The sequence below is a fragment of the Streptococcus gwangjuensis genome, assembly GCF_028156745.1.
In the GTDB taxonomy this organism is placed as follows: Bacteria; Bacillota; Bacilli; order Lactobacillales; family Streptococcaceae; genus Streptococcus; species Streptococcus gwangjuense_A.
The window spans coordinates 128,365-145,560 of sequence record NZ_JAODJG010000021.1; the positions used below are offsets into that span (position 1 = coordinate 128,365).

Here is a 17,196-nt window from a genome sequence, read left to right on the forward strand (position 1 = left end):
TTTGCCAGAACGAAGACAAAGTCCTTAGACTACAAATTTCTAAGGGCTTTTCTTTGTTGACTAAACTGAGATTTTCATTGATGGGATTCGTATTAAGGTCGCAGACAATAACCACAAATATACTCACTAAGTTCTAGACAAGTAAGCTGGGTTCATGAGTGGCAACTGGAAGTTGACATTGGCTTGGATCTGAAAAAACACGGGGAAAAAGTCGCTTGCCCCTCAAAAGAAAGCGAAAATCGAAAAAAATTCTACGTTGAAAAGTCATGTGGAAGTTGCTTTTAGAACTTACCATTATTTTTCTATCTTTATTAGAGTGACTTCTAATGTAGAAGTATAATAGATTTTTTGGTATAATAAAAGTTATGGAAATCGAAAAAACCAATCGTATGAATGCGCTCTTTGAATTTTATGCGGCGCTTTTGACAGACAAGCAAATGAATTATATCGAGCTCTACTACGCTGATGATTACAGCCTAGCTGAGATTGCCGAGGAGTTTGGTGTCAGTCGTCAGGCTGTCTATGATAATATCAAGCGGACAGAAAAGATTCTGGAAGATTATGAGATGAAATTGCACATGTACTCGGACTACATTGTCCGCAGTCAGATTTTTGACCAGATCTTGAAGCGCTATCCCAAGGATGACTTTCTGAAAGAGCAGATAGAAATTTTAACAAGCATTGATAATAGAGAATAAGAGGAAGAAAAATGGCATTTGAAAGTTTAACAGAACGTTTACAGAACGTCTTTAAAAATCTACGTAAAAAAGGAAAAATCTCTGAATCTGATGTCCAAGAGGCAACCAAAGAAATTCGCTTGGCCTTGCTTGAGGCCGACGTTGCCTTGCCTGTTGTAAAGGACTTTATCAAGAAAGTTCGTGAGCGTGCAGTTGGGCATGAGGTCATTGATACCCTTAATCCTGCGCAACAAATTATTAAAATCGTTGATGAGGAACTGACAACCGTTTTAGGTTCTGATACGGCAGAGATTATCAAGTCTCCTAAGATTCCGACGATTATCATGATGGTCGGTTTGCAGGGGGCCGGTAAAACAACCTTTGCAGGTAAACTGGCCAACAAACTCAAGAAAGAAGAAAATGCTCGTCCTTTGATGATTGCGGCGGATATCTATCGTCCTGCGGCTATTGATCAGCTGAAGACACTGGGACAACAGATTGATGTGCCTGTTTTTGCTCTTGGGACAGAGGTTCCAGCTGTTGAGATTGTTCGTCAAGGTTTGGAACAAGCCCAAGCTAATCATAATGATTATGTCTTGATTGATACGGCAGGTCGTTTGCAGATTGATGAGCTTTTGATGAATGAACTTCGTGACGTGAAAGCCTTGGCTCAACCAAATGAAATCTTGCTTGTCGTTGATGCCATGATTGGTCAGGAAGCGGCCAATGTTGCGCGTGAGTTTAATGCTCAGTTGGAAGTCACTGGGGTCATCCTTACCAAGATTGATGGGGATACTCGTGGTGGTGCGGCTCTATCGGTTCGTCACATCACTGGAAAACCAATCAAGTTCACTGGTACGGGTGAAAAGATTACGGACATTGAAACCTTTCACCCAGACCGTATGTCTAGCCGTATCCTTGGCATGGGGGATATGCTCACTTTGATTGAGAAAGCTTCTCAGGAATACGATGAGCAAAAAGCCCTTGAAATGGCTGAGAAAATGCGTGAAAACACCTTTGATTTCAATGATTTCATCGATCAATTGGATCAGGTGCAAAACATGGGGCCGATGGAAGACTTGCTCAAGATGATTCCAGGGATGGCTAACAATCCAGCCCTTCAAAACATGAAAGTGGATGAGCGCCAGATTGCTCGCAAACGTGCTATTGTGTCTTCCATGACACTTGAAGAACGTGAAAATCCAGATTTGTTAAATCCAAGCCGTCGCCGTCGTATAGCTGCTGGTTCTGGAAATACCTTTGTTGAAGTTAATAAATTCATCAAAGACTTTAATCAGGCCAAACAGCTCATGCAGGGTGTCATGTCTGGGGATATGAACAAGATGATGAAGCAGATGGGAATCAATCCAAACAACCTTCCTAAAAATATGCCAAATATGGGAGGAATGGATATGTCTGCCCTTGAAGGAATGATGGGACAAGGCGGTATGCCTGACCTGTCAGCTCTCGGAGGAGCAGGAATGCCAGATATGAGCCAGATGTTTGGTGGCGGACTAAAAGGTAAAATCGGTGAATTTGCTATGAAACAGTCAATGAAACGCATGGCTAATAAAATGAAGAAAGCGAAGAAGAAACGTAAGTAAGACAAAAGATTGATGCCAGTCTCATTTGATGAGAAAATGAAGTAAATATTTCTATGAAAAACTGTATAGAATCAAGGTTTTTGAACACTTGATTCTATGCTTTTTTGTTATGTAACTATCAGTCATATAACAAAATAACTAGCCTTTCTAGACTAGTTATTCTCAAGATAAAATTCAAAACGTTCGCCTACATACTGACTTTTTACGTATTCAAAAGCTGTCCCATCTTCTAGGTAGGAAACTTGAGTCAGTCCAAGAATAGCATGTCCTTTTTCAACTTCCAAATAGTGGGCAATTTTTTCTTTAGCGAGACGAGCATAGATAGTCTGCTGTGATTTGCCGATACGATAGCCATGTTTTTGTAGGGTTTGGAAGAAATGACTGGTGATTTCTTCTTTATTAAAATCTTTAATGAATTTTTCCGGAATAGAAGCAACTTCATAAACCAGAGGAACTTGGTCGGCATAGCGAACCCGTTCCATTCGGATAATATTTTCCGTAGGAGAAATTCCTAGCTTGGCAACTTCCTGCTCATTGGGAATGGTCTTTCTGTAGGAAATGAGTTGGCTAGAGGGGACTTTACCTTGGGACTTAACAATTTCAGTAAAACTGGTTGTCCCTCGCATCTTTTCTTGTACTCGAGTACTGGAAACAAAGGTGCCGCTTCCTACACGGCGCTCTAAGACACCTTCTTCGACTAATAGAGATACGGCTTGGCGGAGAGTCATGCGACTAACCGCAAACTGCTCTGCTAAATCTCGTTCACTGGGAAGCCTCTCGCCAATGGCCCAACGATGTTCGTCAATATCCTTTTTAATCTGATCATGGATTTTCATATAAGCAGGTAGCATATTTTTCACTTCATTTCTATCTTTTCTCTATTGTACCCCAATAAACTAGAAAAAGTCAAACTTCGCCTTGTTTAGTTGGTAATTCGCCCTTATTTGTGATAGAATATTGAAAAAAGATATTTCTTTTGAGAAAGGAAAAAGATGAGCAACATTTCAACTGATTTGCAAGATGTAGAAAAAATCATCGTATTGGACTATGGTAGCCAATACAACCAGCTGATTTCACGCCGTATCCGTGAAATTGGCGTTTTTTCAGAACTAAAAAGCCATAAAATTTCAGCTGCTGAAGTTCGTGAAATCAATCCTGTAGGAATTATCCTATCAGGTGGTCCAAACTCTGTATACGAAGATGGTTCATTTGATATTGACCCAGAAATCTTCGAACTTGGAATTCCTATTTTGGGAATCTGTTATGGTATGCAGTTGTTGACCCATAAACTTGGAGGAAAAGTTGTTCCCGCAGGTGATGCTGGAAATCGTGAATATGGTCAATCAACCCTAACTCACACACCATCAGCTCTTTTTGAATCAACACCTGATGAACAGACTGTTTTGATGAGCCATGGTGATGCAGTTACCGAGATTCCTGCTGACTTTGTTCGTACAGGTACATCAGCTGACTGCCCATACGCAGCCATTGAAAACCCAGATAAACACATTTACGGTATCCAATTCCACCCAGAAGTTCGTCATTCTGTATACGGAAATGATATCCTTCGTAACTTTGCCCTTAACATTTGTAAGGCTAAAGGCGACTGGTCAATGGATAACTTCATCGATATGCAGATCAATAAAATTCGTGAAACCGTCGGTGATAAACGTGTCCTTCTTGGTCTATCAGGTGGTGTTGACTCTTCAGTTGTTGGAGTTCTTCTCCAAAAAGCGATTGGCGATCAATTGATCTGTATCTTCGTGGATCATGGTCTTCTTCGTAAAGGAGAAGCAGACCAAGTTATGGACATGCTTGGTGGTAAGTTTGGTTTGAATATCGTCAAAGCAGACGCTGCTAAACGTTTCCTTGACAAACTTGCTGGCGTTTCTGACCCTGAGCAAAAACGTAAAATCATCGGTAATGAATTTGTGTATGTATTCGATGACGAAGCAAGCAAGCTCAAAGATGTGAAATTCCTTGCTCAAGGTACCTTATATACAGACGTTATCGAGTCTGGTACAGATACAGCTCAAACTATCAAGTCACACCACAACGTGGGTGGTCTTCCAGAAGACATGCAGTTTGAATTGATCGAACCACTCAACACTCTCTATAAAGACGAAGTTCGTGCTCTTGGTACAGAGCTTGGTATGCCAGACCATATCGTATGGCGCCAACCATTCCCAGGACCAGGCCTTGCTATCCGTGTCATGGGAGAAATTACTGAAGAGAAACTAGAGACTGTTCGTGAGTCAGACGCTATTCTGCGTGAGGAAATTGCCAAAGCTGGCCTTGACCGCGATATTTGGCAATATTTCACTGTTAACACAGGCGTTCGCTCAGTTGGGGTTATGGGTGACGGTCGTACTTATGACTACACGATTGCAATCCGTGCTATTACCTCTATCGATGGTATGACAGCTGACTTTGCAAAGATTCCTTGGGAAGTTCTTCAAAAGATTTCTGTACGTATCGTAAACGAAGTAGACCATGTTAACCGCATCGTCTACGATATTACAAGTAAACCACCTGCAACAGTTGAGTGGGAGTAGTCATCTAAGGACTAATTTATGTAGTTTAAAGAGCCAGTATCTTTGGATACTGGTTTTTTACTTTATCTAGATTTTTGACTACTTGTTAAAACTGGGTGAATTTTCGACAAATTAACAGTTAGTTTGCAAGCCTTAAAAGATTAGAATTGTCAAAACAATCTGTCTAGGCTTGATTTTATCGCTTATTTACTATAAAATGAGAAGGAAAAACGTCAAACTTTTATATTGCAAATAGGAGAAAACATGACAAAAACATTAAAACGTCCAGAGGTTTTATCACCTGCAGGGACTTTAGAGAAGCTAAAAGTAGCTGTTCAATATGGAGCGGATGCTGTCTTTATCGGTGGTCAGGCCTATGGTCTTCGTAGCCGTGCCGGAAACTTTACTTTCGAACAGATGGAAGAAGGCGTACAGTTTGCGGCTAAGTACGGTGCTAAGGTTTATGTGGCTGCCAACATGGTTATGCACGAAGGAAATGAAGCTGGTGCTGGTGAGTGGTTCCGTAAACTGCGTGATATCGGGATTGCAGCAGTTATCGTATCTGACCCAGCTTTGATTATGATTGCAGCGACTGAAGCACCAGGTCTTGAAATCCACCTTTCTACCCAAGCAAGTGCCACCAACTATGAAACCCTTGAGTTCTGGAAAGAACTGGGCTTGACTCGTGTCGTTTTGGCGCGTGAGGTTTCGATGGAAGAATTAGCTGAAATCCGCAAACGTACAGATGTTGAGATTGAAGCCTTTGTCCACGGAGCCATGTGTATTTCTTACTCTGGTCGTTGTACTCTTTCAAACCACATGAGTATGCGTGATGCTAACCGTGGGGGTTGTTCTCAGTCTTGTCGTTGGAAATATGACCTCTACGATATGCCTTTTGGCCAAGAACGCAAGAGCCTCAAAGGTGAAATTCCTGAAGAATTTTCGATGTCTGCCGTTGATATGTCTATGATTGACCATATCCCAGATATGATTGAAAACGGTGTGGACAGTCTAAAAATCGAAGGACGTATGAAGTCTATTCACTATGTTTCAACTGTAACCAACTGCTACAAGGCGGCTGTTGATGCTTATCTAGAGAGTCCAGAGAAGTTTGAAGCTATCAAGCAAGACTTGATTGATGAGATGTGGAAGGTTGCCCAACGTGAATTAGCAACAGGTTTCTACTACGGTACACCATCGGAAAATGAGCAGTTGTTTGGTGCTCGTCGTAAAATTCCTGAGTATAAGTTTGTTGCTGAAGTGGTTTCTTATGATGATGCGACACAAACAGCAACTATTCGTCAACGGAACGTTATTAACGAAGGAGACCAAGTTGAGTTTTATGGCCCAGGTTTCCGTCATTTTGAAACGTATATCGAAAATTTACATGATGCCAAAGGCAATAAAATAGACCGCGCTCCAAATCCAATGGAACTCTTGACAATCAAAGTCCCACAACCTGTTCAAGCTGGAGACATGGTTCGAGCTCTTAAAGAAGGTCTCATCAATCTTTATAAGGAAGATGGAACTAGCGTCACAGTGCGTGCTTAATAAACATGTAGGAGACGAAAGCTTTCTAGTTGCTTTCCCTTTAATCCTACTTACTAAAGAACCTTAGGTTAAAGAAAATATATTAATTTCCATCCGAGATTTCATCTCGGATTTTTTCATTATTTTTCAGAAAGGTCTAGATAATGGACGGATTTATTACAATTTTTTTCCAAAGTTTTCTATATAATAGACTCAAAAATAGTAAAATTGTAAATAATTTCCGTTAAGCGCTTTCAATGTTGGTAAAAAGTTGACAAATCCAATTTTTAGGACTAAACTAAGTAAGTAAATTTTAATTAAAAGGAGAATTCGTCATGAATTTAACATTTTTCGGTCTATGTCTTGCCTGTATGGGTGTATCTCTTGGTGAAGGTATGTTGATGAACGGTTTGTTGAAATCAGTTGCTCGCCAACCAGATATCATCTCAGAACTACGTAGTTTGATGATCCTAGGGGTTGCCTTTATTGAAGGTACTTTCTTCGTTACTCTTGTCTTTTCATTTATCATCAAATAAAAGAAGTATAAATTGAAAAAGGGAGGATTTTAGATGGAAGAAAGTATTAATCCAACCATCAATATTGGTCCTGTTACCTTTAATTTAACCATAGTAGTTTTGACTTTGTTGACTGTAGCACTTATTTTTGGCTTTATTTATTGGGCAACTCGAAATATGACTTTGAGACCCACAGGAAAACAAAATGTATTAGAGTATTTATTTGATTTTGTTGTTGGATTTACAAAATCAAACCTTGGTCCAATGATAAAGGATTATTCTCTCTTTTATTTCTGTTTATTCCTATTTATGGCCATTGCAAATAATATTGGCTTAATGGCTAGAATTCAGACTACAGATGGTGTAAATCTTTGGACCTCACCAACAGCAAATTTGTCATTTGACTTGGTCTTGTCTTTTACAATTATCTTAATGACTCACGTAGAAGGAATTCGTCGTCGTGGAATCAAAAAGTATTTAAAAGCATTTGTAACACCAGGTTTTATGACACCAATGAATCTCTTAGAAGAAGTTACCAATCTCCTTTCACTTGCATTGCGGGTCTTTGGTAATATCTTTGCAGGAGAAGTGATGGCAAGTATGTTAGTCCTACTTTCTCATCAGGCCTTCTATTGGTATCCTATTGCTTTTGGAACAAATCTAATCTGGACTGCATTTTCTGTTTTTATTTCTTGTGTACAAGCATATGTATTTACATTGTTATCTTCAATGTACCTAGGAAATAAAATTAATGATGAAGAATAGAAAGGAGTAGTTTATGAATGTAACAGTAGGTGAATTACTTGGTGATTTTATACTAATCGCTGGTTCCTTTATTCTCTTGCTAGTCTTGGTTAAGAAATACGCTTGGTCAAATTTGACTAGCATTTTCGAACAAAGAGCAGAAAAAATTGCAGCAGATATTGACGGAGCTGAACAAGCACGTCAAAAAGCAGAAGTATTGGCTCAAAAACGCGAAGATGAATTGGCTGGTAGTCGTAAAGAAGCTAAGACAATCATTGAGAATGCGAAAGAAACAGCTGAGAAAAGCAAAGCTAGTATTTTAGCAGATGCTAAGCTAGAAGCAGGACGCTTGAAAGAAAAAGCGAACCAAGAAATTGCTCAAAATAAAGCTGAAGCTTTACAAAGCGTTAAGGGTGAGGTAGCAGATTTGACAATCAGCTTGGCTGGTAAAATCATCTCACAAAACCTTGACGGTCATGCCCATAAAGAACTCATTGATCAGTATATCGATCAGTTAGGAGAAGCTTAATGGACAAGAAAACAGTAAAGGTAATTGAAAAATACAGCATGCCTTTTGTCCAATTGGTTTTAGAAAAAGGAGAAGAAGACCGTGTCTTTTCAGACTTAGCTCAAATCAAGCAAGTTGCTGAAGAAACAGGCTTACCTTCTTTTTTAAAAAAAGTGGCAGTAGACGAGTCTGACAAGGAAAAAACGATTGCGTTCTTCCAAGATTCAGTGTCATCTTTATTGCAAAACTTTATCCAGGTTCTTATCTACAATCACAGAGCAAATCTTTTTTATGATATTCTTGTAGATTGCTTGAACCGACTTGAAAAAGAAACAAATCGATTTGAAGTGACGATTAGATCAGCTCATCCTTTAACAGATGAACAAAAGAGTCGCTTGCTCCCTTTGATTGAGAAAAAAATGTCTCTTAAAGTAAGGAGTGTAAAAGAAGAAATCGATGAAAGTCTTATTGGTGGTTTTGTCATTTTTGCCAATCACAAGACAATTGATGTGAGTATTAAACAACAACTTAAAGTTGTTAAAGAAAATTTGAAATAGAAAGTGGTGTTCTTTTGGCAATTAACGCACAAGAAATCAGCGCTTTAATTAAGCAACAAATTGAAAATTTCAAACCCAATTTTGATGTGACTGAAACAGGTGTTGTAACCTATATCGGGGATGGTATCGCGCGTGCTCACGGCCTTGAAAATGCCATGAGTGGAGAGTTGTTGATTTTTGAAAACGGCTCTTATGGTATGGCTCAAAACTTGGAGTCAACAGACGTTGGTATTATCATCCTGGGTGACTTTACAGATATCCGTGAAGGCGATACAATCCGCCGTACAGGTAAAATCATGGAAGTCCCTGTAGGTGAAAGTCTGATTGGTCGTGTTGTGGATCCGCTTGGTCGTCCAGTTGACGGTCTTGGAGAAATCCACACTGATAAAACTCGTCCAGTTGAAGCGCCAGCTCCTGGTGTTATGCAACGTAAGTCTGTATCAGAACCATTGCAAACTGGTTTGAAAGCTATTGACGCCCTTGTTCCAATTGGTCGTGGTCAACGTGAGTTGATTATCGGTGACCGTCAGACAGGGAAAACAACCATTGCGATTGATACAATCTTGAACCAAAAGGGTCAAGATATGATCTGTATTTATGTCGCTATTGGACAAAAAGAATCAACAGTTCGTACGCAAGTAGAAACACTTCGTCAGTACGGTGCCTTGGATTACACAATCGTTGTGACAGCCTCTGCTTCACAACCATCTCCATTGCTCTTCTTAGCTCCTTATGCTGGGGTTGCCATGGCAGAAGAATTTATGTACCAAGGGAAACATGTTTTGATTGTTTATGATGATTTATCAAAACAAGCGGTAGCTTATCGTGAACTGTCTCTCTTGCTTCGTCGTCCTCCAGGTCGTGAGGCCTTCCCAGGGGATGTTTTCTACCTTCACAGCCGTTTGCTTGAGCGCTCAGCTAAAGTTTCTGATGAACTTGGTGGTGGATCTATTACAGCCCTACCGTTTATCGAGACACAAGCAGGAGATATCTCAGCCTATATCGCAACCAACGTGATTTCTATCACTGACGGACAAATCTTCCTTGGCGATGGTCTCTTCAATGCAGGTATTCGTCCAGCCATCGATGCGGGTTCATCTGTATCACGTGTAGGTGGTTCTGCACAAATCAAAGCCATGAAAAAGGTTGCTGGTACACTTCGTATCGACCTTGCTTCATACCGTGAGTTGGAAGCCTTCACTAAGTTTGGTTCTGACTTAGATGCGGCAACACAGGCTAAGTTGAACCGTGGACGTCGTACAGTTGAGGTCTTGAAACAACCTGTTCATAAACCATTACCTGTTGAGAAACAAGTAACCATTCTCTATGCTTTGACACATGGTTTCTTGGATACTGTTCCAGTAGATGATATTGTTCGTTTCGAGGAAGAGTTCCATGCTTTCTTTGATGCTCAACATCCAGAGATTTTAGAAACCATTCGTGATACAAAAGACTTGCCAGAAGAAGCAGTCTTGGATGCTGCGATTACAGAGTTTCTCAATCAAACCAGCTTCCAATAAGAATAGAGGTGTCAGATGGCAGTATCTCTAAATGATATTAAAACAAAAATCGCCTCAACAAAAAATACGAGTCAAATCACTAATGCCATGCAGATGGTATCAGCTGCTAAGCTAGGTCGTTCTGAAGAAGCTGCTCGCAACTTCCAAGTTTATGCTCAGAAAGTTCGTAAACTTTTGACGGATATTCTTCATGGGAATGGAGCTGGTAGTTCATCGAATCCGATGTTGATTAGCCGTCCAGTTAAGAAGACAGGCTATATCGTCATTACTTCAGACCGAGGTTTGGTTGGAGGTTATAATTCCTCTATTCTGAAAGCCGTTATGGAGTTGAAGGAGGAATACCATCCAGACGGTAAAGGTTTTGAAATGATCTGTATTGGTGGAATGGGAGCTGATTTCTTTAAGGCTCGTGGTATTCAACCACTTTATGAACTACGTGGCTTGGCAGATCAACCAAGCTTTGATGAAGTTCGTAAGATTATTTCAAAAACTGTTGAAATGTACCAAAATGAACTTTTTGATGAACTCTATGTCTGCTATAACCACCATGTCAATACGCTAACCAGTCAAATGCGTGTGGAACAAATGCTTCCAATTGTTGACTTGGATCCAAATGAAGCAGATGACAGTTACAGCTTGACCTTTGAATTGGAAACTAGCCGAGAAGAAATTTTGGAGCAGTTGTTGCCTCAGTTTGCAGAAAGTATGATTTATGGTGCTATTATCGACGCTAAGACAGCTGAAAATGCTGCGGGTATGACAGCCATGCAAACAGCGACAGATAATGCTAAGAAAGTCATTAATGATTTGACAATTCAGTATAACCGTGCCAGACAGGCGGCGATTACACAAGAAATTACAGAAATCGTAGCAGGAGCTAGTGCCTTAGAATAGGCTCTAGTCCAGCTCGTATGAAAATGAACTTAGGACCTAGTTAAACTAGGAACCGACAGTATCTTATATAGAATAGGAGAAGGAGATGAGTTCAGGTAAAATTGCTCAGGTTATCGGTCCCGTTGTAGACGTCTTGTTTGCAGCGGGGGAAAAACTTCCTGAGATTAACAATGCACTTGTCGTCTACAAAAATGACGAAAGAAAAACAAAAATCGTCCTTGAAGTAGCCTTGGAGTTGGGAGATGGTATGGTCCGTACTATCGCCATGGAATCAACAGATGGGTTGACTCGTGGAATGGAAGTATTGGACACAGGTCGTCCAATCTCTGTACCAGTAGGTAAAGAAACTTTGGGACGTGTCTTCAATGTTTTGGGAGATACCATTGACTTGGAAGCTCCTTTTACAGAAGATGCAGAGCGTCAGCCAATTCATAAAAAAGCTCCAACTTTTGATGAGTTGTCTACCTCTTCTGAAATCCTTGAAACAGGGATTAAGGTTATCGACCTTCTTGCCCCTTATCTAAAAGGTGGTAAAGTTGGACTTTTCGGTGGTGCCGGAGTTGGTAAAACTGTCTTGATTCAAGAATTGATTCACAACATTGCCCAAGAACACGGTGGTATTTCAGTATTTACTGGTGTTGGGGAACGTACTCGTGAGGGGAACGACCTTTACTGGGAAATGAAAGAATCAGGTGTTATCGAGAAAACCGCCATGGTATTTGGTCAGATGAATGAGCCACCAGGAGCACGTATGCGTGTTGCCCTTACTGGTTTGACAATCGCTGAATACTTCCGTGATGTGGAAGGCCAAGACGTGCTTCTCTTTATTGATAATATCTTCCGTTTCACTCAAGCTGGTTCAGAAGTATCCGCCCTTTTGGGTCGTATGCCATCAGCCGTTGGTTACCAACCAACACTTGCTACAGAAATGGGTCAATTGCAAGAGCGTATCACATCAACCAAGAAGGGTTCTGTAACCTCTATCCAGGCTATCTATGTGCCAGCGGATGACTATACTGACCCAGCGCCAGCAACAGCCTTCGCTCACTTGGATTCTACAACAAACTTGGAACGTAAGTTGGTACAATTGGGTATCTACCCAGCCGTGGATCCACTTGCTTCAAGCTCACGTGCCTTGGCACCTGAAATCGTTGGAGAAGAGCACTACGCAGTTGCTGCAGAAGTAAAACGTGTTCTTCAACGTTACCATGAATTGCAAGATATCATTGCTATCCTTGGTATGGATGAGCTTTCTGATGAAGAAAAGACCTTGGTTGCTCGTGCCCGTCGTATCCAGTTCTTCTTGTCACAAAACTTCAATGTTGCGGAACAATTTACTGGTCAGCCAGGTTCTTATGTTCCAGTTGCTGAAACTGTACGTGGCTTTAAGGAAATCCTTGATGGTAAACATGACCACTTGCCAGAAGATGCCTTCCGTGGTGTAGGTTCTATCGAAGATGTGATTGCAAAAGCTGAAAAAATGGGATTTTAAGAGGTGATCTATGGCTCAGTTAACTGTCCAGATCGTGACACCAGATGGTCTCGTCTATGATCACCATGCCAGCTATGTATCGGTTCGAACTCTGGATGGTGAGATGGGGATCTTGCCACGACATGAAAATATGATTGCGGTTTTAGCAGTTGATGAAGTAAAGGTGAAACGTATTGATGATGAAGATCACGTGAACTGGATTGCAGTAAACGGAGGCGTTATTGAAATTGCCAATGATATCATCACAATCGTTGCTGATTCTGCAGAACGTGCTCGTGATATCGATGTTAGTCGTGCAGAACGTGCCAAACTTCGAGCAGAGCGTGAAATTGAAGAAGCACAAGACAAACACTTGATTGACCAAGAACGTCGTGCTAAGATTGCTTTGCAACGTGCCATTAACCGTATTAATGTCGGAAAAAGACTATAAGAAAAATGAACTTGAATTATCAAGTTCATTTTTTATGTATTCTTAAGGGGCAAAACTGATGCAAAATTAGAATCTTCTAGTGATATAAAAGATAATTAAAAGATAGCATAGTTCAATTTGCGTAGCAGAAATCATACAAATAAAATTGATTATAGTAAAATAGAATTAGAATTATTAAGAAAGTTGGTTCGTTATTGGAAACGATAGTATTTTCAATCTCTGTTTTTTTAGCAGGGATCTTGTCCTTCTTTTCCCCTTGCATTTTCCCTCTGTTACCTGTCTATACTGGTATCTTATTGGATGATCAGGATAGTGCAAAAAGTTTTTCATTATTTGGGAAAAAAGTTGCCTGGTCAGGTTTGATTCGAACACTTTGCTTTATTGCAGGTATCTCTCTCATTTTCTTTATCTTAGGATTTGGTGCTGGTTACTTTGGTAATATTCTCTATGCAAATTGGTTTCGCTATACCATGGGAACAATTATCATCATTTTAGGCCTACACCAGATGGAAATTTTTCATTTTAAGAAATTAGAGATTCAAAAAAGCTTTACCTTCAAGCAATCAGCAGCCAATCGTTATTGGTCAGCCTTTTTGCTTGGTATTACCTTTAGCTTTGGTTGGACGCCTTGTATTGGTCCAGTTTTAAGTTCTGTTTTAGCACTTGCGGCTTCTGGAGGCAATGGCGCTTGGCAAGGAGCTATCTATACCTTGATTTACACTCTTGGAATGGCCATTCCTTTCTTGGTCTTGGCTCTAGCTTCAGGCGTAGTGATGCCTTATTTTAGTAAACTCAAGCGTCATATGATGCTACTGAAGAAAATTGGTGGTTTCCTCATTATTTTAATGGGAATTTTGTTACTATTAGGACAAGTAAATGTTCTAGCTGGAATTTTTGAATAAAGGAGAAAAAGATGAAAAAAGTAATGTTTGCTGGCTTAAGCCTCTTGTCACTAGTTGTATTGATGGCCTGTGGTGAGGAAGAAAGTAAAAAGACTCAAGCACCAGAACAATCTCCAAAACAACAGCAACAAACGCCTGTACAACAAATTGCTGTTGGAAAAGAGGCTCCAGACTTTACCTTGCAATCAATGGATGGCAAAGAAGTCAAGTTATCGGATTATAAGGGGAAAAAGGTTTATTTGAAGTTTTGGGCTTCATGGTGTGGTCCATGTAAGAAAAGTATGCCAGAGTTGATGGAATTAGCTGCGAAACCAGATCGTGATTTTGAAATTCTTAGTGTCATTGCACCAGGAATTCAAGGTGAAAAAACTGTCGAGCAATTTCCACAATGGTTCCAAGATCAAGGATATAAAGATATCCCAGTACTTTATGACACAAAAGGAACCACCTTCCAAGCTTATCAAATTCGAAGCATTCCTACAGAATACCTGATTGATAGTCAAGGAAAGATTGGAAAGATTCAATTTGGTGTCATCAGCAACGAGGATGCAGAAGCAGCCTTTAAAGAAATGAACTAGAATCAAGATTTTAAAATAGTATTTATACAATCAAACCCCTAGATTTTAGATAGTATTAATCTAAGATTTAGGGGATTTTTGCTATCAATAAATTAAGTTTAAAAAAAGAAGGGAGTACTGTATTATACAGATTCCCTTTCTTTTTCTTTAAACATAATATTTATTTTTTAGCTTTAAGAAGTTTATTATATCATAGCTTCTCGTTGATAAAGCGGATAAACTGATTCCACCAAACTTTTAAAAAGAAGGCTTTTTCAACTTTCTTTTCTGCTACCATTTCAAAACTAGGCCGTTCTGTGGTAATGTAACCTTGACCAACCAAGTCTGAGTCTTCATAAGTCAAATGTCCGACCACTGTTCCGGCTTCAAGTGGTGCTGGAATTGCCTTAGCATCAGGTGTGAATTGAATAGATTGGGAAGATTGACCTCCAACACGTTCAATTAGAGAAATATCATCTTTGGCAACAGCAGTGACTGTATCTTCTTTTCCATCCTGTACAGGGGCTTTGCTATCTTGATAGGCATCGCCTTTCTGAACGATTTTACGAAGTGTGAATGTAGAAGAGATATAATCCATTAGTGAGGATGTAGCTGTGAAGCGAGCGTAAGGATTATTGTCTTGATGATCTGCATTCAAAACAACTGTGATAACCCTCATTCCTTTTTCGAAAGTAGTACCAACAAAAGATTCTCCAGCTTTGTCTGTTGTTCCTGTCTTAAGTCCGTCAAAACCACCTCGATAAGCAGGCATGCCTTCTAACATATAGTTGGTAGAAGTGATTGTCATTCCCGCAAAAGTAGAGGAAGGTTTTTTCGTGATTTCTAAGACTTGTGGGTATTTTTTGATGAGGTTGCGAGCAACGATAGCGACATCATAAGCACTGAGCTTATTTTCCTCATCTTTTTTAGAGCCTGGGTAAATGTTATCACCTAGACTCTCATTGTTAAGACCCGTCGTATTGACAACAGTGGCATCCTGAATTCCCCATTCTAAGAGCTTTGCGCGCATCATATCGACGAAATCTTTTTCTGAGCCAGCAATTTTCTCAGCTAGAGCAATAGCTGCACTGTTAGCACTGGAAACTAATGTTGCTTCCAGTAGCTGCTCAACGGTATAATTACGAGCTTCCATAGGAACGTTACTTGTTTCAGAATTTGTCGTTAATTTGTAAGGATAATCAGAAATATCTACCGGAGTTGATAGTGTAATACTGCCGTTTTCCAAGGCTTCATAGACAAGATAAACAGTAATCAATTTTGTGATTGAAGCAATTTCAACTGGCTGAGTTGCATCTTTCTCGTAGAGAATTTTACCAGTATTCGCCTCAACGGCAATTGCATGTTTAGCAGCAATATTAAAATCTTGAGCAGCAACAGTAGATGCTGAGCCAATAAGGGACAGGCTTAATAGAGTTAAAATAATTTTTTTCATAGTAAGTTTATTCTAACATAAAGAAAAAAATATTCCCAGTTTCATGATATAAGAAAGAAGCTTTTTTGAAAGTGTGGTAAAATAGATAAATGGAGGTACCCCATGTTTCGTAAGAATAAATTATTTTTTTGGACCAGTGAGATTTTACTATTAACCATCATCTTTTATTTATGGAGACAGATGGGAGCGATTATTACACCTTTTGTAAGCGTCGCAAACACTATAATGATTCCCTTTCTTTTAGGTGGTTTTTTATATTATTTAACCAATCCTATTGTAAATTTTTTACAAAAGTATTTCAAAATTAACCGTATCATTGGTATTCTACTAACCTTGTGCGCCTTGGTCTGGGGGTTAGTTATTGGGGTAGTCTATCTCTTACCGATTTTGATTAATCAGTTGACCAGTTTGATAGCAACAAGTCAGACAATCTACAGTCGTTTGCAAGATTTGATTGTGGATTTATCTACTTATCCAGTCTTTCAAAATTTAGACATTCAAGCGACTTTTCAACAGTTAAATCTATCGTATGTAGATATTCTACAAAATATCCTAAATAGTGTAACGAATAGTGTCGGAAGTGTCCTATCTGCGCTCTTTAGTACTGTTTTGATTATTATCATGACCCCTGTATTTTTAATTTATTTTTTGTTAGATGGTCACAAATTCTTACCGATGCTTGAACGTACTGTTTTAAAGCGTGATAAGTTGCATATTACAGGTCTTTTAAAAAATTTGAATGCTACAATCTCTCGATATATTAGTGGAGTTGCCATTGATGCGATTATTATTGGTTGTTTAGCCTTTATTGGATATAGCGTAATCGGTTTGAAGTACGCTTTGGTTTTCGCTATCTTTTCAGGATTAGCCAATCTCATTCCTTATGTAGGGCCAAGCATTGGTCTGATTCCGATGATTATCGCAAATGTCTTTACTGATCCTCATAGAATGCTGATTGCAGTTGTTTATATGCTGATCATTCAACAAGTAGATGGAAACATCCTCTACCCTCGGATCGTAGGTGGAGTGATGAAGGTCCATCCAATTACGATTTTAGTATTACTTTTGTTATCAAGTAATATCTATGGTGTTATTGGTATGATTGTCGCAGTGCCAACCTATTCTATCTTAAAAGAAATTTCTAAGTTTTTATCTCGGTTGTATGAAAATCATAAAATAATGAAAGAACGAGAAAGAGAATTAGCTAAGTAAAAGTCAGGAGAACCCTGATTTTTCTTTTTATTTAGGCAAGTGATAGGAGTGGAAGTTCCGTTTAGAT

17 protein-coding genes are annotated in these 17,196 nt (G+C 39.5%); 15 read left to right on the forward strand and 2 right to left on the reverse strand.

Annotation, left to right across the window (positions count from 1 at the left end; all coding sequences use genetic code 11):
• Positions 1–365: 365 nt before the first annotated feature.
• Together N5909_RS00945 and ffh are read left to right on the forward strand one after the other, a co-directional pair.
• Positions 366–698: a putative DNA-binding protein gene (locus N5909_RS00945; protein WP_049511080.1), complete on the forward strand. Its 333-nt coding sequence runs from the start codon at positions 366–368 to the stop codon at positions 696–698.
• Between the two features lie 11 nt (positions 699–709).
• Complete coding sequence (gene ffh / locus N5909_RS00950; protein WP_271630661.1) at positions 710–2,281, forward strand: signal recognition particle protein; 1,572 nt, start codon at positions 710–712, stop codon at positions 2,279–2,281.
• A 152-nt stretch (positions 2,282–2,433) separates the two neighbouring features.
• Here ffh and N5909_RS00955 read toward each other — a convergent pair whose 3' ends face one another.
• A complete protein-coding gene (locus N5909_RS00955; protein ID WP_271630662.1) occupies positions 2,434–3,132 on the reverse strand; it encodes a GntR family transcriptional regulator in 699 nt (232 codons plus the stop codon).
• Between the two features lie 141 nt (positions 3,133–3,273).
• Here N5909_RS00955 and guaA point away from each other — a divergent pair, with 141 nt between their 5' ends.
• The 12 genes from guaA (at position 3,274) to sdbB (ending at position 14,485) form a co-directional block, all read left to right on the forward strand.
• Positions 3,274–4,836 carry a glutamine-hydrolyzing GMP synthase gene (gene guaA, locus N5909_RS00960; protein WP_271630664.1) on the forward strand — a complete coding sequence of 521 codons (1,563 nt, stop codon included), beginning with the start codon at positions 3,274–3,276 and terminating at the stop codon, positions 4,834–4,836.
• A gap of 243 nt (positions 4,837–5,079) precedes the next feature.
• Positions 5,080–6,366 carry a peptidase U32 family protein gene (locus N5909_RS00965; RefSeq protein ID WP_203180458.1) on the forward strand — a complete coding sequence of 429 codons (1,287 nt, stop codon included), beginning with the start codon at positions 5,080–5,082 and terminating at the stop codon, positions 6,364–6,366.
• Between the two features lie 314 nt (positions 6,367–6,680).
• Complete coding sequence (locus tag N5909_RS00970; protein WP_001054560.1) at positions 6,681–6,881, forward strand: F0F1 ATP synthase subunit C; 201 nt, start codon at positions 6,681–6,683, stop codon at positions 6,879–6,881.
• A 33-nt stretch (positions 6,882–6,914) separates the two neighbouring features.
• Complete coding sequence (gene atpB, locus N5909_RS00975; protein ID WP_000392870.1) at positions 6,915–7,625, forward strand: F0F1 ATP synthase subunit A; 711 nt, start codon at positions 6,915–6,917, stop codon at positions 7,623–7,625.
• Between the two features lie 13 nt (positions 7,626–7,638).
• Positions 7,639–8,133: a F0F1 ATP synthase subunit B gene (gene atpF / locus N5909_RS00980; RefSeq protein WP_001103468.1), complete on the forward strand. Its 495-nt coding sequence runs from the start codon at positions 7,639–7,641 to the stop codon at positions 8,131–8,133.
• Positions 8,133–8,669 (forward strand): F0F1 ATP synthase subunit delta, encoded by a 537-nt coding sequence (locus tag N5909_RS00985; protein WP_271630666.1) that lies wholly within the window; start codon positions 8,133–8,135, stop codon positions 8,667–8,669. Before atpF ends, N5909_RS00985 begins: the two co-directional genes overlap by 1 nt.
• A 14-nt stretch (positions 8,670–8,683) precedes the next feature.
• Positions 8,684–10,189: a F0F1 ATP synthase subunit alpha gene (gene atpA, locus N5909_RS00990; RefSeq protein ID WP_000996629.1), complete on the forward strand. Its 1,506-nt coding sequence runs from the start codon at positions 8,684–8,686 to the stop codon at positions 10,187–10,189.
• A gap of 15 nt (positions 10,190–10,204) precedes the next feature.
• Positions 10,205–11,083, forward strand: coding sequence for a F0F1 ATP synthase subunit gamma (locus tag N5909_RS00995; protein WP_020901472.1), 879 nt, complete (start codon positions 10,205–10,207; stop codon positions 11,081–11,083).
• 85 nt (positions 11,084–11,168) lie between these two features.
• Complete coding sequence (gene atpD, locus N5909_RS01000) at positions 11,169–12,575, forward strand: F0F1 ATP synthase subunit beta (RefSeq protein WP_000094357.1); 1,407 nt, start codon at positions 11,169–11,171, stop codon at positions 12,573–12,575.
• 10 nt (positions 12,576–12,585) lie between these two features.
• Positions 12,586–13,005, forward strand: coding sequence for a F0F1 ATP synthase subunit epsilon (locus tag N5909_RS01005; protein ID WP_033681676.1), 420 nt, complete (start codon positions 12,586–12,588; stop codon positions 13,003–13,005).
• 194 nt (positions 13,006–13,199) lie between these two features.
• Positions 13,200–13,907, forward strand: a complete 708-nt coding sequence (gene ccdA2, locus N5909_RS01010) for a thiol-disulfide oxidoreductase-associated membrane protein CcdA2 (RefSeq protein WP_033681677.1) — start codon at positions 13,200–13,202, stop codon at positions 13,905–13,907.
• An 11-nt stretch (positions 13,908–13,918) separates the two neighbouring features.
• Positions 13,919–14,485 (forward strand): thiol-disulfide oxidoreductase-associated lipoprotein SdbB, encoded by a 567-nt coding sequence (gene sdbB / locus N5909_RS01015; RefSeq protein ID WP_020901470.1) that lies wholly within the window; start codon positions 13,919–13,921, stop codon positions 14,483–14,485.
• A gap of 190 nt (positions 14,486–14,675) precedes the next feature.
• Here sdbB and pbp3 read toward each other — a convergent pair whose 3' ends face one another.
• Positions 14,676–15,917, reverse strand: coding sequence for a D-alanyl-D-alanine carboxypeptidase PBP3 (gene pbp3 / locus N5909_RS01020; protein WP_020901469.1), 1,242 nt, complete (start codon positions 15,915–15,917; stop codon positions 14,676–14,678).
• 102 nt (positions 15,918–16,019) lie between these two features.
• Between pbp3 and N5909_RS01025 the strand changes: the two genes are divergently transcribed.
• Positions 16,020–17,129 (forward strand): AI-2E family transporter, encoded by a 1,110-nt coding sequence (locus N5909_RS01025; RefSeq protein WP_271630667.1) that lies wholly within the window; start codon positions 16,020–16,022, stop codon positions 17,127–17,129.
• Positions 17,130–17,196: the final 67 nt, after the last annotated feature.